At 47.1% G+C, this 26,526-nt stretch carries 26 protein-coding genes; 8 read left to right on the forward strand and 18 right to left on the reverse strand.

What is annotated here, in order from left to right; genetic code table 11:
- The first annotated feature begins 3 nt into the window (after positions 1 to 3).
- Complete coding sequence (gene prpB / locus M1D67_RS20965) at positions 4 to 921, forward strand: methylisocitrate lyase (protein ID WP_026580301.1); 918 nt, start codon at positions 4 to 6, stop codon at positions 919 to 921.
- A gap of 42 nt (positions 922 to 963) precedes the next feature.
- Here the strand turns inward: prpB and M1D67_RS20970 are convergent, their stop codons facing one another.
- The 4 genes from M1D67_RS20970 to M1D67_RS20985 all read right to left on the reverse strand — a co-directional run bounded on the left by M1D67_RS20970 (position 964) and on the right by M1D67_RS20985 (position 5,115).
- Complete coding sequence (locus tag M1D67_RS20970; RefSeq protein WP_146875322.1) at positions 964 to 2,157, reverse strand: chromate transporter; 1,194 nt, start codon at positions 2,155 to 2,157, stop codon at positions 964 to 966.
- Positions 2,158 to 2,169: 12 nt separating this feature from the next.
- Entirely contained in the window at positions 2,170 to 2,478 is a 309-nt protein-coding gene (locus tag M1D67_RS20975; RefSeq protein ID WP_026580302.1) for a PadR family transcriptional regulator, read from the reverse strand.
- 144 nt (positions 2,479 to 2,622) lie between these two features.
- Positions 2,623 to 4,338: an ABC transporter ATP-binding protein gene (locus M1D67_RS20980; protein ID WP_096748383.1), complete on the reverse strand. Its 1,716-nt coding sequence runs from the start codon at positions 4,336 to 4,338 to the stop codon at positions 2,623 to 2,625.
- Positions 4,339 to 4,452: 114 nt separating this feature from the next.
- Positions 4,453 to 5,115, reverse strand: a complete 663-nt coding sequence (locus tag M1D67_RS20985; protein ID WP_479831854.1) for a rhamnogalacturonan acetylesterase — start codon at positions 5,113 to 5,115, stop codon at positions 4,453 to 4,455.
- 317 nt (positions 5,116 to 5,432) lie between these two features.
- Between M1D67_RS20985 and bslB (M1D67_RS20990) the strand changes: the two genes are divergently transcribed.
- Positions 5,433 to 6,017 carry a biofilm surface layer hydrophobin BslB gene (bslB, locus tag M1D67_RS20990; RefSeq protein ID WP_025810587.1) on the forward strand — a complete coding sequence of 195 codons (585 nt, stop codon included), beginning with the start codon at positions 5,433 to 5,435 and terminating at the stop codon, positions 6,015 to 6,017.
- A gap of 226 nt (positions 6,018 to 6,243) precedes the next feature.
- Positions 6,244 to 6,717 (forward strand): biofilm surface layer hydrophobin BslB, encoded by a 474-nt coding sequence (gene bslB / locus M1D67_RS20995; protein WP_023856950.1) that lies wholly within the window; start codon positions 6,244 to 6,246, stop codon positions 6,715 to 6,717.
- A 40-nt stretch (positions 6,718 to 6,757) separates the two neighbouring features.
- On the opposite strand, the gene M1D67_RS21000 is transcribed toward bslB (M1D67_RS20995), so the two are convergent.
- The 7 genes from M1D67_RS21000 to sigY form a co-directional block, all read right to left on the reverse strand.
- The gene (locus M1D67_RS21000; RefSeq protein ID WP_020453417.1) at positions 6,758 to 7,987 is read right to left on the reverse strand and encodes a multidrug effflux MFS transporter; all 1,230 of its coding nucleotides are present in this window, start codon (positions 7,985 to 7,987) and stop codon (positions 6,758 to 6,760) included.
- Between the two features lie 109 nt (positions 7,988 to 8,096).
- A complete protein-coding gene (locus M1D67_RS21005; protein WP_026580307.1) occupies positions 8,097 to 8,873 on the reverse strand; it encodes an ABC transporter permease in 777 nt (258 codons plus the stop codon).
- Positions 8,870 to 9,757 (reverse strand): ABC transporter ATP-binding protein, encoded by an 888-nt coding sequence (locus M1D67_RS21010; RefSeq protein ID WP_020453419.1) that lies wholly within the window; start codon positions 9,755 to 9,757, stop codon positions 8,870 to 8,872. The genes M1D67_RS21005 and M1D67_RS21010 overlap by 4 nt, the downstream gene beginning before the upstream one ends.
- Positions 9,757 to 9,969, reverse strand: a complete 213-nt coding sequence (locus tag M1D67_RS21015) for a PLD nuclease N-terminal domain-containing protein (RefSeq protein WP_020453420.1) — start codon at positions 9,967 to 9,969, stop codon at positions 9,757 to 9,759. Before M1D67_RS21015 ends, M1D67_RS21010 begins: the two co-directional genes overlap by 1 nt.
- A complete protein-coding gene (locus M1D67_RS21020) occupies positions 9,966 to 10,184 on the reverse strand; it encodes a hypothetical protein (protein ID WP_020453421.1) in 219 nt (72 codons plus the stop codon). The genes M1D67_RS21015 and M1D67_RS21020 overlap by 4 nt, the downstream gene beginning before the upstream one ends.
- Positions 10,185 to 10,508 carry a YxlC family protein gene (locus M1D67_RS21025; RefSeq protein WP_020453422.1) on the reverse strand — a complete coding sequence of 108 codons (324 nt, stop codon included), beginning with the start codon at positions 10,506 to 10,508 and terminating at the stop codon, positions 10,185 to 10,187.
- A complete protein-coding gene (gene sigY, locus M1D67_RS21030; protein ID WP_023856948.1) occupies positions 10,505 to 11,038 on the reverse strand; it encodes an RNA polymerase sigma factor SigY in 534 nt (177 codons plus the stop codon). The genes M1D67_RS21025 and sigY overlap by 4 nt, the downstream gene beginning before the upstream one ends.
- Before the next feature lie 153 nt (positions 11,039 to 11,191).
- Here sigY and M1D67_RS21035 point away from each other — a divergent pair, with 153 nt between their 5' ends.
- Positions 11,192 to 12,403, forward strand: a complete 1,212-nt coding sequence (locus M1D67_RS21035) for an MFS transporter (protein ID WP_479831491.1) — start codon at positions 11,192 to 11,194, stop codon at positions 12,401 to 12,403.
- Between the two features lie 19 nt (positions 12,404 to 12,422).
- Here M1D67_RS21035 and M1D67_RS21040 read toward each other — a convergent pair whose 3' ends face one another.
- Positions 12,423 to 12,854, reverse strand: coding sequence for a hypothetical protein (locus tag M1D67_RS21040; protein ID WP_026580310.1), 432 nt, complete (start codon positions 12,852 to 12,854; stop codon positions 12,423 to 12,425).
- Positions 12,855 to 13,160: 306 nt separating this feature from the next.
- The gene (locus M1D67_RS21045; protein WP_020453426.1) at positions 13,161 to 14,759 is read right to left on the reverse strand and encodes a catalase; all 1,599 of its coding nucleotides are present in this window, start codon (positions 14,757 to 14,759) and stop codon (positions 13,161 to 13,163) included.
- Positions 14,760 to 14,943: 184 nt separating this feature from the next.
- Here M1D67_RS21045 and katA point away from each other — a divergent pair, with 184 nt between their 5' ends.
- The 4 genes from katA (at position 14,944) to M1D67_RS21065 (ending at position 19,256) form a co-directional block, all read left to right on the forward strand.
- Complete coding sequence (katA, locus tag M1D67_RS21050) at positions 14,944 to 16,401, forward strand: catalase KatA (RefSeq protein ID WP_216919239.1); 1,458 nt, start codon at positions 14,944 to 14,946, stop codon at positions 16,399 to 16,401.
- A gap of 117 nt (positions 16,402 to 16,518) precedes the next feature.
- Positions 16,519 to 16,935: a Fur family transcriptional regulator gene (locus M1D67_RS21055; protein ID WP_020453429.1), complete on the forward strand. Its 417-nt coding sequence runs from the start codon at positions 16,519 to 16,521 to the stop codon at positions 16,933 to 16,935.
- Between the two features lie 6 nt (positions 16,936 to 16,941).
- Positions 16,942 to 17,895, forward strand: coding sequence for a ferrochelatase (gene hemH, locus M1D67_RS21060; protein WP_195201886.1), 954 nt, complete (start codon positions 16,942 to 16,944; stop codon positions 17,893 to 17,895).
- A gap of 335 nt (positions 17,896 to 18,230) precedes the next feature.
- On the forward strand, positions 18,231 to 19,256 hold the full coding sequence (locus tag M1D67_RS21065) for a pectate lyase family protein (protein ID WP_075212872.1): 1,026 nt from the start codon (positions 18,231 to 18,233) through the stop codon (positions 19,254 to 19,256).
- Positions 19,257 to 19,293: 37 nt separating this feature from the next.
- Here the strand turns inward: M1D67_RS21065 and M1D67_RS21070 are convergent, their stop codons facing one another.
- The 5 genes from M1D67_RS21070 to M1D67_RS21090 form a co-directional block, all read right to left on the reverse strand.
- Positions 19,294 to 20,145, reverse strand: a complete 852-nt coding sequence (locus M1D67_RS21070) for an NAD(P)H-hydrate dehydratase (protein WP_020453432.1) — start codon at positions 20,143 to 20,145, stop codon at positions 19,294 to 19,296.
- A 164-nt stretch (positions 20,146 to 20,309) separates the two neighbouring features.
- Positions 20,310 to 22,061, reverse strand: a complete 1,752-nt coding sequence (gene cydC / locus M1D67_RS21075; RefSeq protein WP_479831492.1) for a thiol reductant ABC exporter subunit CydC — start codon at positions 22,059 to 22,061, stop codon at positions 20,310 to 20,312.
- Entirely contained in the window at positions 22,058 to 23,782 is a 1,725-nt protein-coding gene (cydD, locus tag M1D67_RS21080; protein WP_075212871.1) for a thiol reductant ABC exporter subunit CydD, read from the reverse strand. The genes cydC and cydD overlap by 4 nt, the downstream gene beginning before the upstream one ends.
- The gene (cydB, locus tag M1D67_RS21085; protein ID WP_479831493.1) at positions 23,782 to 24,798 is read right to left on the reverse strand and encodes a cytochrome d ubiquinol oxidase subunit II; all 1,017 of its coding nucleotides are present in this window, start codon (positions 24,796 to 24,798) and stop codon (positions 23,782 to 23,784) included. Before cydB ends, cydD begins: the two co-directional genes overlap by 1 nt.
- A complete protein-coding gene (locus M1D67_RS21090; RefSeq protein ID WP_101561311.1) occupies positions 24,785 to 26,191 on the reverse strand; it encodes a cytochrome ubiquinol oxidase subunit I in 1,407 nt (468 codons plus the stop codon). Before M1D67_RS21090 ends, cydB begins: the two co-directional genes overlap by 14 nt.
- Positions 26,192 to 26,526 lie beyond the last annotated feature (335 nt).

The following is a 26,526-nucleotide window of genomic DNA, read 5'->3' on the forward strand; positions in this document are numbered from 1 at the left end:
AATATGTGGATTGTCTCGAAACAATCAACTCAGGAAGAACTGGCCAATACATTCAGAAAGCTGATGAAAGCGCCTGATATTTTGAAAATACCAGGCGTTCATGACGGGATGGCAGCCATTACCGCAAAAAACATCGGCTTCAAAGCGCTCTACCTCTCCGGGGCAGCCTACACGGCAAGCCGCGGACTCCCTGACCTCGGAATGATTCATTCCCAGGAAATCGCTGAAAAAGCCAGCGAACTTGTGAGAGCCGCAAATCTTCCGCTTTTGGTCGATATCGACACCGGCTACGGCGGTGTCCTAAATGCGGCGCGCACGGCGGCCGAAATGGCTGAAAGCCGGGTCGCAGCCGTTCAAATCGAAGATCAGCAGCTGCCTAAAAAATGCGGACATTTAAATGGAAAGACGCTTGTCCCGGCAGAAGACATGATCGCAAAAATTAGAGCGATAAAAGAAACCGCCCCTTCACTCGTCATTGTGGCACGCACGGATGCAAAAGCAGCGGAAGGAATGGAAGCCGCCGTCAGACGCGCCAATTTATATGCCGACGCGGGAGCCGATGCCATCTTTCCGGAAGCATTAACGAGCGCAGCCGAGTTTAAGGAAATGGCCTCATCCATTAAAGCGCCGCTCCTCGCCAATATGACCGAATTCGGAAAAACGCCTTATTACACGGCTGACGAATTCCAAATGCTCGGCTGCAGCATGGTTATTTACCCGGTAACCTCCCTGCGCGCTGCCGCAAAAGCTTATGAACGGGTCTTCGCAGAAATTTTCGAAAAAGGCACGCAAAAGGGTGTGCTCGATGACATGCAGACGCGCGAAGAATTATATGATGCGATTCAATACTACGACTATGAAAAATTGGACGAAAATATCGCCAAAACGGTGCTTCCCGAAATCGGAAAAGAACACCGTTAATACGAGAAAAAAGGCTGCCGAATTGTCGGCAGCCTTCTCCATTTACAGCAATTGCATCAATGCACCGCCGGCAGCACCGGCCGCAACGATGATCCACGGCGGAAGCTTCCAGTAGACAAGCAGGCTGAATAAAACCGCGGCGAATGCAAAATCGACCGGCGCCAATATCGAGCTGGTCCAGATCGGCTGATAAAACGCGGAAATCAATATTCCCACAACGGCTGCATTCACTCCCATTAAAGCGCCTTTCACTTTAGGATTGCGGCGCAGCGTATCCCAGAAGGGCAGCGTCCCCAGAATCAGCAGGAACGCCGGCAGAAAAATCGCCGCTGTGGCGAGCATTCCGCCTTGCCAGCCGCTGATCACCGCACCAAGATATGCAGCGAATGTGAACAAAGGCCCCGGGACAGCTTGAGCGGCTCCATACCCGGCTAAAAATGCCTCTTCGCTTAACCAGCCCGTCGGTACAAATTCCCGTTCTAATAACGGCAGGACCACATGCCCTCCGCCGAAGACTAAAGAACCCGACCTGTAAAAACTGTCAAACATGGCAATCCAGCTGGAAGATGTCAGTTCTCTGAGCATCGGTAGCAGTATGAGAAGCCCGAAAAACAAGCTGAGACAAACCGCCGCAAAACGGCGCGACACTGGAAATCGCATGACAGAATCATCTGTCTCAACTTGCTCTTTATAGATGAGATAACCGGCGAAAGCGGCGAGCAGGATGACTCCGACCTGTGTAAAAGCCGTCTGCCAGAGAAGGGTGGCGACTAGAGCAAACAGCGCGATCGCCTTGCGCCTTTTATCAGGTGTCAGCTTTTGCGCCATCCCCAAAACAGCATGGGCGACTACGGCTACGGCTACGATTTTCAACCCATGAATCCAGCCGGCTGTCCCGATATCGAAGCCTTGCAGAATCATAGCAAATAATACGAGTGCTATGACAGATGGGAGAGTAAACCCGATGAACGCTAGGATGCCTCCAATGATGCCGGCTCGCATGACGCCGATTCCGATCCCCACCTGGCTGCTGGCAGGGCCGGGCAGGAACTGGCATAAAGCGACCAGATCGGCATAGTTTTTTTCGTCCATCCATTTTCTTTTGCGGACATATTCGGCATGAAAATATCCCAAATGGGCGATCGGGCCTCCGAACGATGTCAATCCAAGCCTGGTTGAAACGAATAGAATTTCAAGCAGCGACCTCAAGCTTCTGTCCGCTTTATGCTTTGTCATCATTTCACTCCTCTATTCTTTAATTTCTTTAAACAGTTCATATGCTTTCAACCTTGCTTCCTTCAGTACGCTTACTCCTTTTTCCGTAGTTGAGTAGTATTTTCTGATTTTCCCGTCCACATTCTGTTCTTCTTTTCGAAGAAGTCCGTCAGATTCCATTGAATGAAGGATCGGATACAGCGTTCCCGCACTGATGTTATATCCGTGCTCTTTCAATTCCTCAAGCATCCACAAGCCGAAAATCGGATGTTCGCTGGCGTGGTGCAAAATATGAATTTGAATAAATCCCAGAAATAGCTTTCGCAATACTTTATCTTCCAATACCGCACCCCCTTTAACGAAACTCAATATCGAAATCCGATATCGACAGTTTATAACGAAAGTGTAGCATCGGTTCTCTCTCTTTTCAAGGTCTTTTGCCATTAAAAAAACAAGCCCAAACATGGGCTTGCCTGTTTCAAACATTTACGACTGATACTGTACACGATGAAGATTCGCAAAAATACCGCCGCGCTCAACCAGTTCATCATGTGTTCCTTCTTCTGCGATTCCGTTTTCTGTCACGACCACAATCCGGTCGGCATTGCGGATCGTAGCAAGTCTGTGAGCAATGACAAGCGTCGTCCTGTCTTTTGCGAGCTCTGTCAAAGCGTTTTGAATCACCTGCTCCGTCTCTGTGTCAAGTGCTGATGTGGCTTCGTCCAATATGAGAATCGGCGGATTTTTAAGAAACATCCTGGCGATTGCGATCCTTTGCTTTTGGCCCCCTGACAGCTTCAGCCCTCTTTCGCCGACTTGGGTCTCATAACCGTCCGAGAGCGACTCGATCAGCTGTTCTAAATGCGCCATTTTGGCGGCCCGCTGAATCTCTTCATCTGTCGCATCCAGTTTTCCGTAGGCGATGTTTTCGCGGAGCGTCCCCGTAAAAAGAAACACATCCTGCTGGACGATGCCGATTTGCGAACGGAGAGAACGTTTTGTCATGTCGCGAATATCGATGCCGTCAATTGTGATAGACCCGCCGTCTATATCATAAAAACGCGGAATCAGCGAGCTGATCGTCGTTTTGCCCGCTCCCGAAGGGCCGACAAAAGCGACCGTTTCTCCGGCTGTAATTGACAGATCGACGCCTTGCAGAACAGGTTTATGTTTTTCATAGCCGAACGTCACATTCTTGAAGACGATGTTTCCTTCCAACAGCGGAACATCAATCGCATCTTTGCGGTCGACAATCTGCGGCTTTGTATCGATCAACTCCGTAAACCGCTTAAATCCTGCCATTCCTTTCGGATAAAGCTCCAAAATGGCGCTGATTTTATCAATCGGCTTAAACAACACGTTGACATAAAGAACAAACCCGACGAATTCCCCGTAGGACATATTTCCGGAAAAACTGAGCCAAGCTCCGTACACAAGCACTGCCAGAATCATCAGCCGCGTCATCAAAAAGGTCCCGGCAGTCGTGAGAGCCATCGTTTTGTAGCCTTTCAGCTTCGCCTTGCGGAACTTTTGATTGTTCTTTAAAAACCGGGAAATCTCAAAGCGCTCATTCGTAAAAGATTGAACGACGCGAACGCCTGAGACGCTGTCCTCAACCCTGGCGTTAACATCGGCGATTTCGCTGTACATCTGGCGCCAAGCGCGGTTCATCCTGATATTTGAATAAGTGATTAAAATAATCAATAACGGCACAAACAGAACAGCAACCAAGGCAAGCTTCACATTAATCGTCAGCATGATCCAAAATGCACCGAAAAAGGTCATCACGGCGATGAACAAATCCTCCGGTCCGTGATGGGCCAGCTCTCCGATATCAAACAGATCATTTGTGATGCGGCTGATGATATGTCCAGTTTTTGTATTGTCAAAGTATCGGAAAGATTGGCGCTGTACATGTTGGAAAAGCTCCTGGCGCATATCCGTTTCAATATTGATGCCGAGCTTATGCCCGAGATAATTGACAATGTATTGCAGGCCCGTGCTGAGCAAATAAATCAGTAAGAGGCCGATGCTTACCCAGACAATTTCAAGCCAGTCTCCCCCGGGAATCAGCGTATCGATGAACCACTGAACGACTAGGGGAAAAGCCAGCTCAAGCACTGCGACGATGATCGCACTGCTGAAATCGATGAAGAACAGACGTTTATGAGGTTTATAGTATGAAAAAAAGCGGCGTATCATAAGATGATGTGCACTCCTTTTGAGAATCTTTACGAGATTGATCGTATCACAGTTTGGCATCGGAAGTGCAAAAATTTTGAAAAATAATTGAAAATTATTCTCAAGTAGACTGTTTTATAAAGGAATTCCCGTTTCTTTTGCTCCCTGTGCAACAAGCTTAGCCATCTCATTTGCACCGAAATCGCAAAAATGGGTGTCATCCCTGGCTCCGTCCGGATAGTTGGGTTGTTCCCCCGGTTCAAGCCATAAAAACAGCTTTTTGGAAGCTTCCGGGCCCAGCGATTCAAGCAATTGACGGCTTTTGGAGGCGAGATCGATGAGCGGCACCCGAAGCTCTTCCGCAAGCTGTATCATCGCATCAGGATAGTCGCCGTGGGTATTTTTGAACCGGCCGTCGCTTTCAAATGATCTTCTCTGGACCGGTGTAATGAGGACCGGATTGGCTTTTTTTAACCGGGCGTCATCTATATACCGGCGCAAGTGCTGCTTGTAAGTCGTATATGGCTCTGTATAGCGATCATCCGGCTTTTGGTCGTTATGACCAAACTGGACAAACAAATAATCGCCGCTTCGGATCTGTGTCATGATTCGCTCCAGCCTGCCTTCTTCAATAAAGCTTTTTGAACTTCTCCCTGATGCCGCTTCATTGCGGATCAAAACACCGTCGCTTAAAAACGCGCCAATTTTCTGTCCCCAGCCTGCACGCGGCGCCCTGTCGCTATCATAATCGCAAACCGTTGAATCCCCGGCCAAAAACAACTGAACGTCTCTCATTATCCATCCCCCTCATTCCATTTTGTTTTATATTAAAACGCCCCTCAAAGAACCGCAACCCAACATACATATTTGCCCATTTTGTTCTTTATACGACTCCTTTTTATAAAAAAGGCTATAAATTGATAAAAAACTATCAATTTATACTAATTTTTTTAGAAATTTATCTAAAAATATTTACTTGGATGGTAAATGGTGATAGATTAAGTAAACAAGAAAAGGAATATAGTTGATCGCGATCTCGTTTCTACCTTTTCTTGAAAATAATAGGACGTCCTCTACTTTTTAACTTTAACATTGCATTTAGGAGGAACTTATCGATGCTTAAACGAAAACTCATTCGCAAAATCAGTGTTGGTCTATTAGCTTCTGCAGCATTGTTTTCATTTATCATTCCTACCCAAGGGGCAAATGCCCAAGAGGTGAAAACAAATCATTTTAGAGGACCGATCTTTTGTCCGCCGCCATTCAAGCCGTGGCCTAAGCCGCAGCCGCCTCAAAAACCGCAGCCGGATTATCCGCAACCGGATAACCCGACTCAGAAGCCTGTGCTTGAGGCAAAAACCATTAACAGCAATAAAGAGTGGTCAACTTCTGACATCGAAATTACTTATAAACCAAACACTTTTGTCGGTTCAAGCTATGTTGAATTTCATTTTCCATACCGTTTTCATGCAAGCACAAGAGATACACTAAATGGAAAAACACTTGACTATACACAAATTTTAAATGATGGACAAACGGTCCGAGTTCCCGTCTATGCTTTAAGCTCTTCTGAGTTCAAATTAGTGATGGTTCGGAAAACGCTCCCAAATGCAGGGACTCACAGAATTACTGCTGAACTGCAACAAAATGGAAAAAACATCAACCATGCTGAAACAACTTTGGAGATTGTTCCTCGTTAAATCAATGTTCGGCCTGCCGGCATCAATTTGCCGGCAGCCGTTCTGCTGTATTCCCCTTTACATATCATGCATTTTTTAAAAGTTTTTAGAATTTTCCTCAAAAAATATTTACTTGAATGGTAAACGGTGATAGATTGATGGGATAGGAAAAGGAATATAGTAGATGATGAACTTATTTTTTCCTTTTTCATCTTTTTTAACAACATTCATTAGGAGGGGGAAGTACATGTTAAAACGTAAATTTATCGGTAAGATGGGAGTCGGGCTATTAACTTCAGCAGCATTGTTTTCTTTCATTCTTCCGACGGAGGAAGCGAGCGCCACTTTTTTCAGAAACGCTCCGACGCTTCATGTCGAAACGGTTGACAGCAACAAAGAGTGGACAACCTCAGACATTGAAGTCACTTACAAACCGAACTCTTTTGTCGGTGCAAGCTATGTTGAATTTAACTTTCCATACCGCTTCCATGCGAACACAAGAGATTCGCTGAACGGCAGAACACTGAACTATACACAAATTTTAAATGACGGGCAAACCGTCAGAGTGCCGGTTTATGCTTTCAGCTCTTCTGCGTTCAAACTGGTCATGGTTCGGAAAACGCTTCCAAACGCAGGAACCCACAGAGTCACTGCGGAGCTGCAAAAGTTTGGACGAAACTACAACCACGCTGAAGCTACAGTTGATATCCTGCCACGCTAAAACATTTCAGCCTGCCGGCAAAAGAACCGGCAGGCTTTTTTCATTTAAGCGCTGCCCGCCGAACCAGCATGTTAAAACAAGCGAGCGCGCTGATATTGCAAAACAGAATGACGACTGCCATCGGTAAAGCTGTATGGCTTCCGCCAATACCGACGAGCGGCGCCGCGGCAGCTCCTAAAATAAACGGAAGCAGTCCTAAAAGCGCAGATGCGCTTCCGGCCGATTTACCCTGGCTCTGCATCGCTAAGGATCCGCTGGTCGTCGTCACGATTCCGATGCAGGAAACCACGACAAACAGCGGAATTAAAATCAGAATCAGCGGTGCTTTGAAAAAGACAGAAACAAATAAAACAACGCTTGCGGTAAAAGACAGCAGCAAACCGCTCCGCAAAAGGGAAGCTTCGCCGAACCGGCCGGCAAGCCTGCCCGTAATCTGGGCCGCGATAATGATGCCCAAGCCGTTTAATGCGAAACAAAAACTAAAGGCTTGCGCCGACAATTTGTAAATGTCCTGCAAAACAAACGGAGAGGCCGATATATAGCCGAACATCCCCGCTACGATCAGCCCTTGCGCCAAAGCGTATCCCATAAATGTGCGCTGGCCGAAGAGCCTTCCAAATGATACAAACGTCTCTTTAAACCCGCCTGCCGTGCGGTTTTCCGGAGACAGCGACTCTTTCACCCCGAATATCACGGACAAAATCATCAGCAAGCCAAAAAGGCCGATAATGAAAAATACGCCGTTCCAAGTCGTCCATTTCATCAGCTGGCCGCCCGCTACCGGGGATATGATAGGCGCAATCCCGTTAACCAGCATCAAGAGCGAAAAGAACTTTGTCAATTCTGTACCAGAATATAGATCACGGGCAATCGCGCGTGATATGACAATGCCGCCTGCACCCGCTGCACCTTGAATAAAGCGCATCGCAATCAAGACCCATACAGAGGATGTCATAGCACATAAAAATGAGGCCGCGGCAAAAACGGACAGCGAAACGATCAGCGGGAGCCTTCTTCCAAGGACATCGCTGAAAGGACCGATGACAATTTGGCCGATTGCCAGCCCCAGTAAACACGATGTTAAACTGAGCTGAACGACGGAAGCATTCGTATGTAAATCAGATGCCATCTGTGGAAGGCCGGGCAAATATAAATCGATCACAACCGGACCGATTCCCGATAAAATACCCAATATGACAGCGATCCATACCCTGTTCGGCTTAGCTTTTGACTGAGCCGCAAGATCTGCCTGGCTGTTAAGCGTACCCATTGGATCACTCCTTTTTTATATTTTGAAATACGCCCTCGAAACCTTCCAATGTATTGTACACCTTAAGCTATGAAGATAACAATTAGAAAAACCGGGCAAGCCCGGCTGATTAGTAAGATTCATATCTTTTAAAAACAAAAACGGTGCACATGAACAAAAGAAGCACAATTCCCAAAGACGAAAACACCATCCAGCCGAAAGCATTATCCCATGAACCATGCATGATAAAATAGTCAGCCTGGCTTTTCGCCTTATCAGGCATCCATTCGGTAAAACGGGGAAATAAGGAACCCGCCAGTGAAACGAAGGCGATGAAACTGATGCTCATGCCGGCAATCCCCCCGATACGGCGAAACAGGGCACCGAAAAACATCGTGACCGACATGACAAATACAATCCATATACTGTACACGAATAAACTAAATAAGAACCGGTCAAATTCAACCTTTCCGAATAGAAGGTTTGTATAATAAAAAGCCAGACCGTAGCTCACAGCAAACGAAACCAATACGAGCAGCACCTGCTGAAGCCACTTGCTGCCGATATACTGCAGCGGGCTGACAGGTCTCGCCATCACCAATGAAAGGGATCCTTGGTTTCGTTCGTGGACAATGCTGCCCATCACACTGAAAACGAAAATTGCAGTACCAATCGTGCCGAACTGGGACAAGGTGCTCGCCATCACCTCTTCACTTCCCGGCTTTGGTATGTCGATCACAGCTCCCTCAGGCAAATTCCCGGCCATATCGATAATCTGAGGCATATAATACAGGGTGAGCGGCTGAATCAAGCCCAGAAGGATCAAAATGACTGGCAGCCAAAGCAGCTTTCCGTCCCTCCAGCTTTCCGTCCATTCTTTTTGAAATAACATAAAAAATGAATTCATAGCCCCATCACCTTCAAATACATATCTTCCAAGGACATCGTTTTTTGTTCAAAACGAACAATCGATACTTGCCTGCTCAAGCATTCAGCCAACAGCCGGCGGCTGTCAGACCGATCTGTTAAATAAAATTCAGCTTGTGAAGGCTTATGATACACGACTTTGCTGACATAAGGCAGGTGTTCCAGCCATCCTTCAAGGCTCTCTTCAGCTGTCAGGATATAAGATGGCTTTAAATGCCGATTCTTCAATCTGTGAAGCGGACCTGACCATTTGACAGCCCCTTCTTTCAGCATGATCACTTGATCGCACACCTCTTCGGCATCATGCAGCACATGAGTCGAAAATAGAATTGTCATCTTCTTTTTTAATTCTTTCATCATATCAAGGACTTCGCGCCGCCCCGCCGGATCGAGCGCAGAAACAGGTTCATCCAAAATCAACAGGCTCGGCTCATGAACCAAAGCCTGCGCAAGCCCGAGCCTTTGCTTCATTCCTCCTGAAAAACCGCTGATTTTCCGGTCTTCTTCCTTTTCCAGACCGACATAGCGCAAAGCGGTTCGACTCTTTTCCAGGGCTTCACGACGTTTCATTTTAGAAAGTCTTGCAGCAAACACCATATATTCCAAAGCTGTCATCCATGAAAAAAACGCAGGATGCTGAGGCAAATATCCGATTTCCAGCCTGTTTATCGATTCCCTCCCCAAAAAGCGGATGCCTCCTGATGTAGGCGCCAATAAACCGGAAAGCATTTGCAATGTCGTCGTTTTTCCCGCTCCGTTCGGCCCGAGAAGGGCAACGCATTGCTGATATTCAAGGTCGAAGCTGACATTTCGGACAGCTTGGTGCTGCTGATACATTTTTGTTAAACCATTGACGGACAGCATCACACCCGCCTCCTCTCATATGTTTTTTTACCGATGATAAAGTAAGAGACGGGACCGACAAAACTGATCCCGAAAATGATCAAAATCCACATCCACTTTGGGCCATTCGTTTTCTCCTGTTTGATACAATTGACCAATGCGGACACTGCTAAAATGAAATACAGAACAATGAAAGGAGCGAGCAGCGCCCAAGGTATATCTGTTTCAGTCATGATGACGGCCTCCTTTTCTTATGAAACGGCCTTACAACAAATAAATAATAGAATAATAAAGGCATCGGTGTTTGGATCAAGCCCCATATGCCCCAAAACCACGCATTGGCTCCTTTTTTCTTCGCATTAAGAAATAGAAAGATACTCTGCGCAAATAAAAGCGGTGAAATGTAAAGCAGCAGCATCAATTTTTCCTGAGTCATATCAAGATTCATTTAATCAGCCTCCCCGTCAGCCGCACGCCGCCTTTTTTCTAATAAGGCGAGCGCCGGCAGAAATATAAGCGCCGCACCCTGCACCATGATAAAAACAGCCGGCACTTGAACGGAAATCGTCAAGTAAGCCGATAAAATCACCAGCGCCATGACGATAAAACAAAGCAATTCCTTTTTGAGCGCCCGCTTGCGTTCTTGCTTAAACCGCGCTAAACGCTGATTCAGTTCAAATACTTGAGGAACCGGCGGCACAAAAGTATCATCCATTCTTTCGAGTTCGCGTTTCAACTGTGTAATCGTTTCTTTTTCGTCTCGGTCGTTCACTGTCCCCACTCCTTTCGAATCTTCTTTAATCCATGATGCACGCGCGATTTGACGGTACCTTCTTTTATTTTCAGCATGTTTGCCACTTCAGGATAAGTAAACCCGTAATAGTGCCTTAACAAGATTGGCATTCTGAACTCTGGCTCAAGAGCAGCAAAAAGCTCCAAGTATTCGCTCCATTCGTGGCCGTGAAGGGCAGACTTCCATTTCATTTTTCGCAAGGCTTCCTCTCCTGCTGCTTGCGTTTTGCGGTTTTCGCGTTTTTTCCGGCGCTGATGGTCGATAAACAGCCGGGAAGCAATTGAAATCAGCCATGTTGAAAATTTCGCGTTGCCTTGAAACTGATGAAGGCTGACATACGCTTTCAGCATCGTTTCCTGGACCAAGTCCTCTGTGAGATCTGGGTTCAGCGTTAATTTCAGAACATATTGATATACAAAAGGATAGTGAAGCTGAAACAGTATCGTAAAAGCCTCATCTTCCCCGTCTTTTGCCCGTATGATCAGTTCTTTTTCATCTGCTTGATCCACTAAAACGCCTACCCCCTTTCTTTTTGTCTCTGTATCTAGGACGACGGCTGCAAGCAAACCGTTCAATTGTATTTCAATAAGATAAAAAATCATCTTGTTTTCCGAGCGGGGTTTATGATGTACTGGAATTTAAAGGGGTGTGAGTAAAAAGGGATGGAACTGCAAAAACAAATCGTCTATGAAGAAAAACAAATTTTAAGGAAAGATCATATCATCTTTTGGGGTGCCGTCTTTTGTTTCTGGTTTGCTACATACATCTATGTCCCTGTTTTCGGATTATATTTAGACAACATCGGATTTTCATATTCAGCGATAGGAATAATACTCGGAAGCTACGGCGTCACCCAGATATTACTGCGGTTTCCGTTCGGCATCCTGTCAGATGTTCTTTCGCCGCTTAGAAAACAGCTGTTGATCAGCGGCTTTGCAATGTCTCTGTTGAGCTGCTGCATATTTCTGTTGTCCGATTCGTTCATCATGGTGATCACGGCCAGGCTGCTCGCCGGTATGACTGCGGCGATGTGGGTGATGGCAACCGTTTTATACTCGCAGTATTTCACAAAAGATCAATCGTCAAAAGCGATGGGCATCCTGCAGTTTTTAACGGTTCTCCCCCAATTTGTCAGCATGGCTGTCAGCGGATACCTCGTCCATTTGTTCGGCTGGATGTTTCCGTTTTGGATCGGTGTTGCCATTTCGTGCATCGGGCTGATTCTGTCATTTTACATTAAAGATAACGGCCCCCGCCATACGGCCAAAGGGATGGCTTTGTCAGACTATGTTAAACAGACGTTGCGTCTTCCTAATTTAAAAGCGATTACAACATTATCGTTTTTAGCCCATGCCGTGCTATTTATGACCGTGTTCGGGTTCACACCGATTTACGCGGAATCGGTCGGCATTGATGAGAAGCAGCTGATTTGGATTATGTGCGCTTTTTTTGTTCCGCAAACGCTGGCTTCCGTGTGGTGTATCTTTTACAAAGTAAAGGCCGCCGATGCACTGATATGGATATCTTATGTGATAACGGCTGTTTTCTTTTCCTTGCTGCCGTTCGCCGAGAACCTTTTCGCAGTGTGTGTGATCCACGCCGTGACAGGACTGACATTGGGGTTTATTTTTCCGCTTTTGGTCAGCAAAGTCGTCCAGCTTGGTACGCCTCAGCTCAAAATGTCTGTGATGGGTTTCTATCAATCTTTTTATGCGCTCGGTTTTTTTCTCGGACCGGTTGTGGCGGGAAAAACGGCTGAACTGTTCGGGCTGCGGGAGGTTTTTTGGTTTGCCGGGGCTTTGTCATTAGCAGGGGCAGGAGTGATGCTCGTTTCAAAGCAGTTTTCGATACGTACAAAAAGCAGGCGGGGATGATGCCTGCTTTTTGCCTTGCTCAATAAGATATTTTAGCAGAGCCGGCAGGATACCAATTGCCATTCTGCGCTTTTGCCCATCCGTAAACCATATCGCCTGAATTGACCTTTTCTCTGATCAGCTCAAGCCTTTCGCTTGAGTTTGCCTCATACCTGCTTCCCGTTTTTGCCGGTATTTTCACAGATAAAATGTTGTCCTTTAATGTATCAGGCTCCTCATCAGTGCTTGTCCATGCGACTCTTTCATAATAAGTCTGATTAAACGGACTCTCCAATCCTTTAATATAAAAGCGAACTGTTTTGCCAACCACCTTGACATCTGTATATGCCGTGCTGTAGGGATGAATCGATTCCTGAGAAATTGACTTTCCGTATGCCAAAACAGACGTTCCGCCAGCACCGCAAAGCATGATTCCCAACATGAAAACGACCGCTGCCAACTTTTTCAACATGAAAACTCCTCCTTTTTTTCAACTCTTTATACATGTTTAATTTTACCATATTTTCCGTTTGCTTCTTTGTTGTGGATTTGTACATTTGTTGAATATAGGGAAATATTGGTTAAAGGGAGTGAGCGGGGATAAGCTTCTTTTGCTCGTTATTTTCTCGACAAATTGGAGCGAACACCCTAAGCCTCTTTCTGTATTCTTCTTTTTCCTCCACTGCTGAACCGATTGTCTCCATTATTCCAAAATAAAAAGGATACGCTGAAGCGCATCCATATCTTAATATCAGTTTGAATAGATAATGATGATCCTTTAATAAGGATCTTCACTATGGCCTTTTTCTTCCGCCTGTCTCGGCGCATCTTCGGCGCCTTCTGCCCCGATCGGCTCCCGGCTGGATGTATTTTGGCTGGAAGCGTTTTTTAATCCTTCTTCGACCCTGCTGCCATATTCCTTGTCGCATTGCTTGAGCATCTCGATCATTTTCGTTTGAATTCTTTGATCGCAGGGGGCAAGTGTATTGACCAGATTCGTAATCAGCTCGTCCTTTTCCCAGTCTTCGAAATGCCTGTACGTGTCCCCGGCCTGCTTGAAATTATTCTGCCTTTCGATACTTTCGCGCACCAGATTTCCTTCGACATGCGGGGTATATTCTTTGCCGTCCTGCTTCGCTTCTTTCAGCCCGTTGATAGTTGAAGGTTCATAGTTGATGTGCGGGCTTTGATTTTTGCCTAAGTCGACCTTGTACTGCATCTGGCCGCCCCGCTGATTGGTTGCCACCCTTTTTTTCGGTGCATTGATCGGCAGCTGCAGATAGTTGGCCCCTACCCTGTATCTCTGTGTATCAGAGTAGGAAAACGTACGTCCCTGAAGCATTTTGTCATCGGAAAAATCAAGTCCGTCGACAAGAACCCCTGTTCCAAATGCCGCTTGCTCGACTTCTGTAAAGTAGTCTTCGGGATTTTTGTTTAATACCATTTTGCCGACAGGAAGCCAAGGAAATTGCTCCTCAGGCCATAGCTTCGTATCGTCAAGCGGATCAAAATCAAGTTCAGGATGCTCATCATCGCTCATGATTTGAACGAACAACTCCCACTCGGGATAGTCTCCCCGCTCAATCGCTTCGTATAAATCTTGTGTGGCGTGATTGAAGTTCTTCGCCTGAATTTCTTCCGCCTCTTTTTGCGTCAAGTTTTTTATGCCCTGCTTCGGTTCCCAGTGATACTTCACAAGGACGGCTTCTCCTTCTTGATTTACCCATTTGTACGTGTTGACACCGGACCCCTGCATCTGCCGGTAGTTTGCCGGAATGCCCCAAGGAGAAAACAAAAATGTGATCATGTGCATGGCTTCAGGCGTGTTGGAAATGAAGTCAAAGATTCTTTCGCCATCCTGCAAATTCGTAACCGGGTCCGGCTTAAATGCATGGATTAAATCAGGAAACTTCACCGCATCGCGGATAAAGAAGATCTTCAAGTTGTTTCCGACTAGATCCCAGTTCCCGTCCTCCGTGTAAAACTTAACGGCAAATCCGCGGGGATCGCGAAGCGTTTCCGGTGAAGATATCCCGTGGGTCACCGTCGAAAAACGGACAAACACCGGGGTTCTCTTCCCTTTTTCCTGAAACAGTTTTGCTCTCGTATATTTTGAGACCGGCTCATCTCCTGCTGTTCCATAAGCTTCAAAATAGCCGTGCGCTCCGGCCCCCCTGGCATGGACGACCCGTTCGGGAACCCTCTCCCTGTCAAAGTGGCTGATCTTCTCCAAGAAATCATAGTTCTCCAATGTGGAAGGCCCCCGGTTGCCCACGGTCCTGATATGCTGATTGTTTGTGATCGGGTGGCCCTGCCGGTTCGTTAACGTCTCATCCGTCTCCATGTCAGATTTCTGCTCGTTTGAATGCTGATCCATCTCCGTACCTCCTTTATTTGGAATTAATAATAACTTATCCCAAATGAAGGGAGTTATTCAGTTTTAATATATTTAATCAACGATAATGAATTTTTCTTTATAATTATTATAAATAAATATTGTTTTTTTCTTGAGAAATGTTATCATTGTTTTGTAATTAAAATTTACGCGAGGTGATCCTTTGATGACGACAAATAAAAACAACCTAACAACCAGCTGGGGCGCTCCCGTTGGAGACAACCAAAACTCAATGACAGCTGGTTCACGCGGACCGACGCTGATTCAGGACGTCCACTTGCTCGAAAAGCTCGCCCACTTCAACAGAGAGCGTGTGCCTGAACGAGTTGTGCATGCAAAAGGCGCCGGTGCGCACGGTTACTTTGAAGTCACAAATGACGTTTCCAAATATACAAAAGCCAAATTTTTATCAGAAGTCGGAAAACGCACACCGTTATTCGTCCGTTTTTCCACTGTTGCAGGCGAAAACGGTTCAGCCGATTCCGTCCGCGACCCGCGCGGATTTGCTGTTAAATTTTATACAGAGGAAGGGAACTATGATCTCGTCGGAAACAACACACCTGTTTTCTTTATTCGCGATGCGATTAAATTCCCTGATTTCATTCATACACAAAAGCGCCATCCGGTCACACATTTGAAAAACCCGGATGCCGTATGGGATTTTTGGTCATTGTCTCCAGAGTCCCTTCACCAGGTGACCATCCTGATGTCTGACAGAGGCATCCCCGCCACTTACCGGCACATGCACGGTTTCGGTTCCCACACATTCAAATGGGTGAATGCCGAAGGAGAAGGCGTCTGGATCAAATACCACTTCAAAACAGAACAAGGCATTAAAAACCTGACCGAAGAAGTGGGGACAAAGATTGCAGGTGAAAACCCCGATTATCATACACAGGACTTGTATGAGGCGATTGAAAAAGGAGACTTCCCGGCATGGAAGCTGTACGTTCAAATCATGCCCCTGGAGGATACGGATACGTACCGTTTTGATCCGTTCGATGTTACAAAAGTATGGTCGCAAAAAGATTATCCGCTGATTGAAGTCGGCCGCATGGTTCTAAACCGCAATCCGGAAAACTATTTCGCAGAGGTTGAACAAGCTACATTCTCCCCTGGAACATTGGTGCCCGGCATTGAACCGTCTCCCGACAAAATGCTCCAGGGACGCCTGTTCGCATATGCGGATGCGCACCGCTACCGCGTCGGCGCAAACCATAACAGCCTGCCGATCAACCGTCCGAAAGCGGACGTCCATAATTATCAAAGAGACGGACAAATGCGCTTTGATTCAAACGGCGGGGGCTCTGTCTACTATGAACCGAACAGCTTCGGAGGCCCTCAGGAATCTCCTGAAAACAAAACAACGGCTTATCCGGTGTCAGGTTCGGCGGACAGCACTTCTTACGACCATAACGACCACTACACACAGGCTGGCGATCTTTACCGCCTCTTGAGCGAAGAAGAGCGGACTCGTCTTGTCAGCAATATCGTAGGTTCGATGAAGCAGGTGACAAAAGACGAAATCAAGCTTCGGCAAATTCAGCATTTCTATAAAGCAGATCCGGAGTACGGCACACGAGTTGCCGAAGGATTGGGCTTGTCCGTTCCGCAGGAAGTTTAAGGCTAAATCATTTCAATCATTCTCAATGAATATTCTCATTTTCTCAGGTACAGGCACCCGTCTTCTTAAGCATGCGGGTGCCTGACCTTAATCAAAGAACGACAGGGGATGTTACGTGTGGAAGACGAACAGCTCGTCCCTTTCTTAAAGAAGCGGGGTTTACGAATAACGGCTCAGCGCGTCCTGATTTTAAAAACGATCGCTTCTCTGGGCGGCCACCCATCGGCGGAAGACATTCACCGGGAATTGCCGTACATGAGTCTCCCGACAATCTACAGCAACTTGAAATTATTTGTGAAGCTCGGCATTTTAAAAGAGCTGTCCCATGGAGACGCAAAAAGCAAATATGAATTATTTACATCAGAGCACTATCATGTTGTCTGTAAATCATGCGGAAAAATCGCTGATCTGGACTATCCTCACCTCAAAGAGGTTGAGCATGCAGCAGCACAATTGACGAACTTTAAAGTGAACTCGCATTATTTAGGGATTTACGGAATCTGTACAACATGCCAAGAACAGCAGCAGAGGTGAAGACATATGAACCGAAAAAAAGTCGGCCTGTTAGTCATGGCATACGGAACCCCTTATCAGGAAGAAGATATCATTCCGTATTACACGCATATCCGTCATGGAAAACGGCCGTCCGATGATATGATTGAAGACTTGAAAAAACGCTACAAGCATATCGGCGGAATCTCTCCGCTCGCGGAAATTACGCTCGCTCAGGCAAAAGAGCTGGAAAAAGCGTTGAACGAGCGCCAAGATGAGGTCGAATACGTGATGTATCTCGGCTTAAAACACATCTCTCCGTTTATCGAGGATGCGGTTGAACAAATGAAAAAAGACCAAATTGAAGCGGCCGTTTCCGTCGTCTTAGCTCCCCACTATTCCACCTTCAGTACCGAAGTATACAATCGGCGCGCCAAACAGGCCGCAGCAGCAATCGGCGGCCCCCGGATCGCATCGATTGACGAATGGTATCAGGAAGAAGGCTTTATTCGCTATTGGTCTGAAGAAATCGGCAGCATTTTAAACGGCATGTCTGAAAAAGAACGAAAAAAAGCGGTTCTTGTATGCTCAGCACACAGCCTGCCGGAAAAAATCAAGGAGCATGGAGATCCATACCCGGATCAACTCGAGAAAACGGCCCAACTAATCGGAGAACAACTGTCGTTTGACCAGATCGCCGTAGGCTGGCAAAGTGAGGGCAACACACCCGATCCGTGGCTTGGTCCGGATGTCCAAGACTTAACAAAAGAACTGTATCAGGAAGGCTTCCGGTCATTTATTTACGCACCGGTCGGATTTGTCTCTGACCACTTGGAAGTGCTGTATGACAACGACTATGAGTGTAAAGCGGTTACGGACGAGCTTGGCGCAAGCTATCACCGTCCGCCTATGCCGAACACCGATCCGCGCTTCATTGATACGCTTGCCGCAGTCGTTGAGCGAACATACAACAGCACAGAACAGGAGAAAGCGGGACTGTAAATCGCTCCGAAAAATGAAAAACTGAAGAAAACATGATTTAGAAGCAGAATCTATGGCTATTCATTTCCATAGATTCTTTTTTTTTTGCACCATTATGATGAAAGACCTTCAACTAAATGCGCTTATTCTCAGATTCGTGTCATTTGGCATAATCACCAGCTTATGCGCAAATCCAACTCACATCATGATTATTCAGATTATTCAGAAACGTATGCTATGCTCTCTCTGATTCCAATAAAAGGGAGGGATCATCAGTGTCCATCACTTGGCATCCGCCGTAATTGTAAGCGCTTCCTATATAGCGGCGGCATGAAAAAAGAATAGGAGGAATGAATGTGAAGAAATTAATCAGCATCATCTTTATCTTTGTATTAGGGGTTATCGGGTCTTTGACAGCGGCGGTTTCGGCAGAAGCAGCTTCTTCGTTAAGCTCGGGCAAAGTAAATCCGCTTGCCGATTTCAGCTTAAAAGGCTTCGCGACACTAAACGGCGGAACAACAGGCGGAGAAGGCGGTCAGACGGTAACCGTAACAACGGGAGATCAGCTCATTGCGGCATTAAAAAATAAGAATGCAAATACGCCATTAAAAATTTATGTCAACGGCACCATTACAACCTCAAATACATCCGCATCAAAGATTGACGTCAAAGACGTGTCAAACGTATCGATTGTCGGGTCAGGGACCAAAGGCGAACTCAAAGGCATCGGCATTAAAGTATGGCGAGCCAACAACATCATCATCCGCAACTTAAAAATTCACGAAGTAGCTTCCGGCGATAAGGACGCGATCGGCATTGAAGGCCCTTCTAAAAACATTTGGGTTGATCATAACGAGCTTTACCACAGCCTGAACGTTGACAAAGATTACTATGACGGATTATTTGACGTCAAAAGAGACGCCGAATATATTACATTCTCTTGGAACTATGTGCACGATGGCTGGAAATCCATGCTGATGGGCTCATCGGACAGCGACAATTACAACCGGACGATTACATTCCACCATAACTGGTTCGAAAATCTGAATTCGCGGGTGCCGTCATTCCGTTTCGGAGAGGGCCACATTTACAACAACTATTTCAATAAGATCATCGACAGCGGAATTAATTCGAGAATGGGCGCACGTATCAAAATTGAGAACAACCTTTTTGAAAACGCCAAAGATCCAATTGTCTCTTGGTACAGCAGTTCACCAGGCTATTGGCATGTATCCAACAACAAATTTATAAACTCCAGGGGCAGCATGCCGACTACCTCTACTACAACCTATAATCCGCCATACAGCTACTCACTCGACAATGTCGACAATGTAAAATCAATCGTCAAACAAAATGCCGGAGTCGGCAAAGTCAATCCATAAACTTTGAGGTGAAACGTTCGGAGGCATTCCGAGCGTTTCACTCATTTCCATCCTCATACGCTTTCCAAACCGTAGGCAGCAGATCGGAAAGTTCATGTGCGAGAAGCGTATGGGCCGATCTGGTCTTTGTCCATGCGTCAGCACATGCGCCATGCAGGTGGACAGCATTCAACACCGCTTCTCTCGGATTCTCATGACAGCACAGCATTCCGAGAAGCATCCCGGTTAACGTATCTCCGGTTCCTCCCTTTGCCAGCGCCCCGTTTCCCGTTACATTCCTCCAGCACTTGCCATCCGGGAAAGCAATGATCGTTTCATTGCCTTTCAATACAAGAGTAACACCGTGTTCCTCTGCATAATCTCGAGCATAACCGGCCCGGTTCGTCTCAATTTCTTGAATGGACAAGCCTGTCATTTTCGAAAATTCCCCCGGATGCGGCGTTAATATCACCGGTGCTTCCCTTTCTTGATACGTTCGTTTTGAAAGAGCACCCGCATCAAGGACAACCGGGCAGTCTTTCGTCAATACATTCCGGACCGCTTGCTCAGTCATTTGCGAAGGCGGCAGCCCCGGCCCGATCGCAATCGCCCGGTAAGGTTCGGCAATCTCGCCGGACGCCGCCTTTTCTAAGCCGTCCCGCCAATACGTCGCTTCAGGGAGAACGGGGACGATCAACGGAATGGCACTTCCGCACGTTCCGATGACAAGCTTTCCAAGACCGCTCCGCATCGCCCCAATTCCTGCAAGGAGAGCCGCTCCCGGCATATCATCGCTTCCCGCGAGCAAAAGGCCGGTTCCATAAGTTCCTTTATGACTTCCATTCCCCCTTTTCGGCAATGAGCCCTTCACACAGTCTTTCGTCCATATCGGCAATTGTTCTGCAGACATCCCGGATCACACCTTTCAATACAAAGTTTAAACAAACGTTTAATTAAATACTAACTGAATATACCCTTCACCGCTCTTTAACATGCAAAATAAAAGCAGTTGATGAGCGGGCCATATAAAAAAAGACAGCTTCTCGACTTGAAGCTGTCTTTTGCGGTTTTCTACTAAGAATGCCGGCCGACAGGCGCATCCAGACGATAAAGTCTTGAATAGCGCGGATTGTTTTCCAAAAGCTGCTGATGGCTCCCTGCCATTGCAAGCTTCCCTTTGTCTAAAAACAGAATCCGGTCGGCCGCTTCGGCTCCTGCCAAATGGTGTGTAATCCATAGAACCGTCTTTCCATCAAGCACTTGAAACATCGTTGATAGAAGCTCTTTCTCTGTTTTAGGATCAAGACCTATAGTCGGTTCATCCAATACAACGATTGGCGCATTCTGCAGCAGAATCCGCGCCAATGCAATCCGCTGACGTTCTCCGCCTGAAAAACGAATGCCCGTTTCCTGAACAGATGTATGATATCCTTCGGGAAGAGACTGAATATAATCGTGAAGCTTCACCTGGCGCGCCGCCCAATACACGTCCTCATCGCTCGCGTCAGGGTTTCCGAGCCTGATATTATTCAAAACCGTCGTATCAAACAGATGCGGCTGCTGATTAAAAACGGAGACTGCGCGTGAGATTTCTCCCTGAAGAGACTGCGCAGAAATGCCGTTCAATGTAATGTTTCCTTTAGAAGGAGCGAGCGTCCCTTGTATTAACGACAAGATCGTCGATTTACCAGCGCCGCTCGGCCCGAGCAAAGCGGTCTTTTCCCCCTGCTTTAATATAAATGAAACACCGTCCAACACCGGATGGCCTTCTTCATAAGAAAAACAAACATCTTCAAAGCGAAGCGTGACATCGTCCAAACCTACAGCCTCCGCCCGTTCCTGCTGAACAGCGCCTCCAATTTCTTCCCTTTTCGGCGGCTCAAGCCCGTCCATTCTTTCTAAAGAATCCTGATACTCAGGGATTGACGCCGCTGCGTCTGAAAGCGGAAAGAAAGCTTCTGTCAAAGGAAACACAACAAGGACAAACGCTGCAATAAACACAGGAGCCAGGGCGCCTTCCGCGCTTTGTCCGCCCGCCCATATTAACATCAGAAGAACAAGTCCTGCCGCCAGGCATTGCATGGCAAAGTCCCTCCAACGACTGAAGCGCATCCGTTTCTTTTCGATCGCCAGCCATTCCTGCTCTGCCGCTTCATACGCATGGACGAAGTCATTTTGCCGGCCGCTGAACACCCAGTCGCTCACGCCCATGACCGCGTCTGTCAGCTGACGGTACAAGAGGCTTCGTCCTCTTTTCAGCGCAACATTTTTCGCCCTTGTCACAAGCAGGGAAACAAGCGGAACAAGAAACACGAAAACCGCTGCATAGATCGCGATCAGCCCTGCAAAAGGCCATGAAAAAAAGCCAATAGCAGTGATGAATACGCCATATAAAAGAAGCGCCGACAGCCCGGGAAATACCGTTCTCAAATACATGTCCTGCAAATGCTCAACATCGTCGGCCAAAATGCCGAGCATATCCCCCGTCCGAAAGCGTTCACGCCATTTTAAAGCTTGAGGTTCCAGCATCCTGTAAAGCCTGACGCGCATATCGGATAAAATTTTCAAGATGATATGGTGTCCGGTCAATCGCTCAACATAGCGCGACACCGAGCGCAGAATCCCGAAGGTACGGACCGCTACGATCGGGACATAAATCATCAAAACATTTTCCGGACGCGTAGCCGCTTTGGATATTAAATAACCGGAGGTAAACATGAGAGCTGCAGCCGAGCATGCCGTCAATCCGCCAAGCAACACGACAATGATCAAAAGCCTTATATTTTTCTTGATATAGGGCAGAATCCAACCGTCTTCATTGTTCATGATGCACCTCCAAACGACTGCGCCTGCACAAGCTCGTAATAAACGCCCCGCTTTTCAATCAATTCTTGATGTGTACCGGTTTCAGCCACCTGTCCATTCTTCAGCACGATAATTTCATCCATATCAAGCATCCAGTGAAGACGATGAGTTGCCATAAAAACCAGCTTGTCTTCAAACAATTTCAGCATCGTTTTTTTCAATTCGTATTCTGTTTCGATATCCAAGTGAGCGGTCGGCTCATCTAAAAGGAGAATCGGACGGTTGCCCAGGAAAGCCCGGGCAACGGCTGTGCGCTGCGCCTGTCCGCCGCTTAATGCCCTCCCGCCTTCACCGATCCGCTCCTCTAAGCCGGACGGAAGCTGATCAATCAGCTCCGTCAGCCCGGCGGCTCTTGCTGCCTGTTCAACTTCTTCGTCAGAAGCGCCGGGATGATAAAAACGGATATTGGCTCCGAGCGTATCCGGAAAGATATAGGGATGCTGCGGAATATACAGGAGCTGATTTTGCCAGCTGTCTGTCTGCAAATGCGTCCTCTCTTTTCCCCCGACTTTGATCACGCCGCTTTTCGTTTCCAAGAAACCGCCGAGCACATCGATAAGCGTAGATTTTCCGGCACCGCTTTCTCCGATGATTCCGATTTTTTTCTTTCCTTTAAACGATAGAGAAATGCCGGATAATGAGGAGTTTTCCTCCTCATCATGCCGCACCTCTACATCCTTGAACTCGATTTGATCGTCGTCTGACCATCGCTCAAGATCCAAAGGCGCCTCATCCTTGAAACCGGGCGACTCCAATATCGCCTTGATCGCTTTACCGGCTTCCCGTCCGTTCAACGTAGCATGATAGTCATTGCCGACTTCCCGGACAGGGAGAAAAAACTCAGGCGCAAGAATCAGAATGGCTAGCGCCGGCTCCAGTATGATAGTGCCGTCAACAAGACCGAGACCGAGAAAAACGGCTACGGTCGCCACGGACAGCATGGTAAAAAAATCCAGTGCAAACGAAGACAGAAAGGCAATTTTAAGCGTGCCCATCGTCGCTTTCCTGTACCGTTCGCTCACATGAAAAATATTCTTCGTATGTGAACGGCTCATGCCCAGCACTTTCAATGTTTCCAGGCCGCGCAAGGAATCAGTAAAATGATTTGAAAGCATCTCATACGTCTTCCACTGGCTGTCCGCTTTTCTCTTTGCCGCATAGCCGAGAAGGATCATAAATGCGATTAAAATCGGCAGCGTAATCATTAAGACTGCAGCGGAGGATGTGTCTTTAAAAAAGACATAACAGACAACCGCCGGCGGTATAACAGCCATGCTGATCATTTTTGGCAAAAACAGCTCCAAATAGCGGCGAAACTGCGCAATTCCTTCCATCGCGAGTGTGACGACGTGACCTGTTCCTTCTTTTCTCGCCAGTCCGGGGCCGGATTGGAAAAGCTTCTCCAAAAACTTTTTCCGCAGGTCGGCCCCTGTCTTGGCGGCATAATCAAAAATCAGCCTTTGCCTGACAAGGGTCACGGCATGGCGGAATAAAAAAGCGGCGGTAAATAAGATGATCAGCGGAACAAGCGAACCGACCCGCTCGCCGTTAAAAAGGCGGGTCACCGCTTCAGCAAGCCATTCGGCCTGCATGATAATAGCTGCGCCCTGCATGCATGTCAGTACGGTGAGTGCTGCAAGAATTCGCTTCATTCCTTTATATTGCAAAAGATCTTTTCCCATTAATAAATCATTGGCTCCTTACTGCTGACCCGTTTTCGAAAAACATAGTAGCTCCAGATCTGATAGCCCAGCACGAACGGAAGCAGTGACAGCGCGACGATCGTCATCACTTTTAAAGAATAGTCTCCTGATGAAGCATTATAAACCGTTAAATCATATGCGCTTTTGACCGAGCTGATCATGACGCGCGGGAACAGCGCAGTGAAAATCGTCGCCACTGTGAGGGCGATCCCAGCCCCTGTCATAGCAAATGTCCAGCCGTCGCGTTTTTGTTTCATAAATACGATCGACAGCACATAACAAACGACAATAAGAGCCGCAAGAGGTATCGTCACATGTCCCCTGCCCGTGAACAAGTCCGTTTCAAAAATGGATAAAGCAACAAAGGCAACAAGCGCCGCCAAAACGGCGAATACGACTTTTTTAGCCAGCTGTCTTGCCCGGTCGCGCAAATCGTCTTCCGTTCTCAACGTAATAAAGATCAGGCCGTGCAGCAGGCAGAGAAGCGTAACGGTGACTCCCCCTGTTACGGAATAGACGTTCACATAGTCAGTAAAACCGGCGTGCAGATTCATATCGGCATCAATCGGCATACCGCGCAAAATACTGGTAAATAAAACACCGAACAAAAACGGGGGCAGAATGCTGCCGAAGAATACGACCCAATCCCATGTTTTCTTCCATTTTGCGGTTTCGACTTTCCCTCTAAATTCAAACGCGACTCCGCGTCCGATCAATGCAAGAAGAACAAAGACAAACGGAATGTAATATCCGCTGAACATCGTGGCATACCAGCTTGGAAAAGCCGCGAAAATCGCGCCTCCCCCAGTCAGCAGCCAGACTTCATTGGCATCCCAGAAAGGGCCGATCGTATTGATCATCACCCTCCGTTCAAGCTCGTTGCGTCCGAGAAACCGGGTCGCCATTCCGACGCCGAAATCAAAACCTTCAAGAAAGAAAAAACCGATGAACAGCACAGCGACTAATATAAACCAAAGTTCATTAAGAGATACCATGGTAAACCTCCTGATCAAACGGGTCTGTCGATACGGAATCATCATGATGGTGGTCATGGTGTGCAGCCCCTTTTTTAATCTCCCGCACAAACAAGTAGACAAGAACGAGCGCCAGTACAAGATAAATCGCTGTAAACGCGATGACGGAAAACAGCAGCATTCCCGCTGATACGTTCGGCGACACGGACTGCGCCGTTGTCAAAATACCGAACACCGTCCACGGCTGGCGTCCGATTTCAGTCATGATCCACCCCGCCGTATTTGCAATGAATGGAAAGGCGATTAAAGCCACCATCGTCCGCAAAAACCATTTGCTTGTTTCAAGTCTTTTACGGAAGCTGAGATAGAGGCCAGTCAAAGCGGCAACGATCATTAAAAGTCCTGAACCGGCCATGATTCTGAAGCTCCAGAACGTCGTTTTCACCGGCGGAATATAATTTCCTTCTCCGTATTTTTCTTCATATTGCTTTTGCAGCGTCTTCATTCCGGGCACATTGCCGCTGAATTGTTTATAAGCCAAATAGCTGAGCGCATACGGGATGCTGAGCTCTGATTTGTTTTCCTGCTTGTCCGCGTCAATGTTCGCAAGCACCGTCCAAGCTGCAGGATCGCCGCTGTCATCCCAAAGCGCTTCGCTGGCAGCCATTTTCATCGGCTGGCTCTTCATCAGATGCTGGGCCTGCTCATGTCCGCTGAACGCTACGCCGATGCCGGAAACAAGCGCCACAATCATCGCGATTTGAAAGGATTTTTTAAAAAAGAGCAATTCCTGTTTTTTCAGCATTTTATACGCGCTGACACCGGCAATGAAAAACGCTCCGGTGGCAAGCGCACCGAAAATGACGTGCGGAAATTCAACCCATAGCTGCGGGTTTTTAATAATCGCAAAGAAATCGGTCATTTCCGCGCGGCCGTTTTTGATCGCGAATCCGACAGGCTCCTGCATAAACGAGTTGGCCGCTAAAATCCAAAACGCCGACATGATCGTTCCAAGCGAAACAAGCCAGATGGACAGCAAATGGATCTTCTTCGGAAGCCGATCCCAGCCAAATATCCACAAACCGATAAACGTCGATTCCATAAAGAAAGCAAGCAGCGCCTCCACCGCGAGCGGAGCGCCGAATACATCACCGACAAAGCGGGAGTACTCCGACCAGTTCATTCCGAACTGAAATTCCTGTAGAATCCCGGTGACCACACCGACTGCAAAATTAATTAAAAATAAGTGCCCCCAAAATTTAGCCATCGTTCTGTAAATGTCTTTTTTCTTTACGACGTATAGAGTTTCCATTAAAGCAACCATAAAGACAAGCCCGATTGACATCGGCACAAAAATAAAGTGAAAGATCGTTGTTGAAGCAAATTGAAATCTTGCCAAAATGAGTTCGTCCACTGTTCCAGTCTCCTCCTCTTTGTTCTAGCCGGACCGTTGCCGAATGGGCATCACCCTTGCTCAAAGTTTCACATGAATCTTATGAATATGATCACAGACAAAAGGGTGACCTTGGCCCGCATTGATGTTCCGATATTATCCGGATGGTTATTTATACCTGTACTTTACCGCGAATTCCTTCTTAAATAAAGTACATATTCCCTAATTTATGGATGTCATTGTGACAATTATCCGAAGAAATTATAGATATTTTGTGACGCGGTGGTTAACAAGAACTAAATCAGCATGAGAAAAATGCCCCTCATTCCCGCGGAGCATTTTGTCATTCAACGGTT

This window comes from Bacillus sp. PK6-025, from assembly GCF_056530265.1.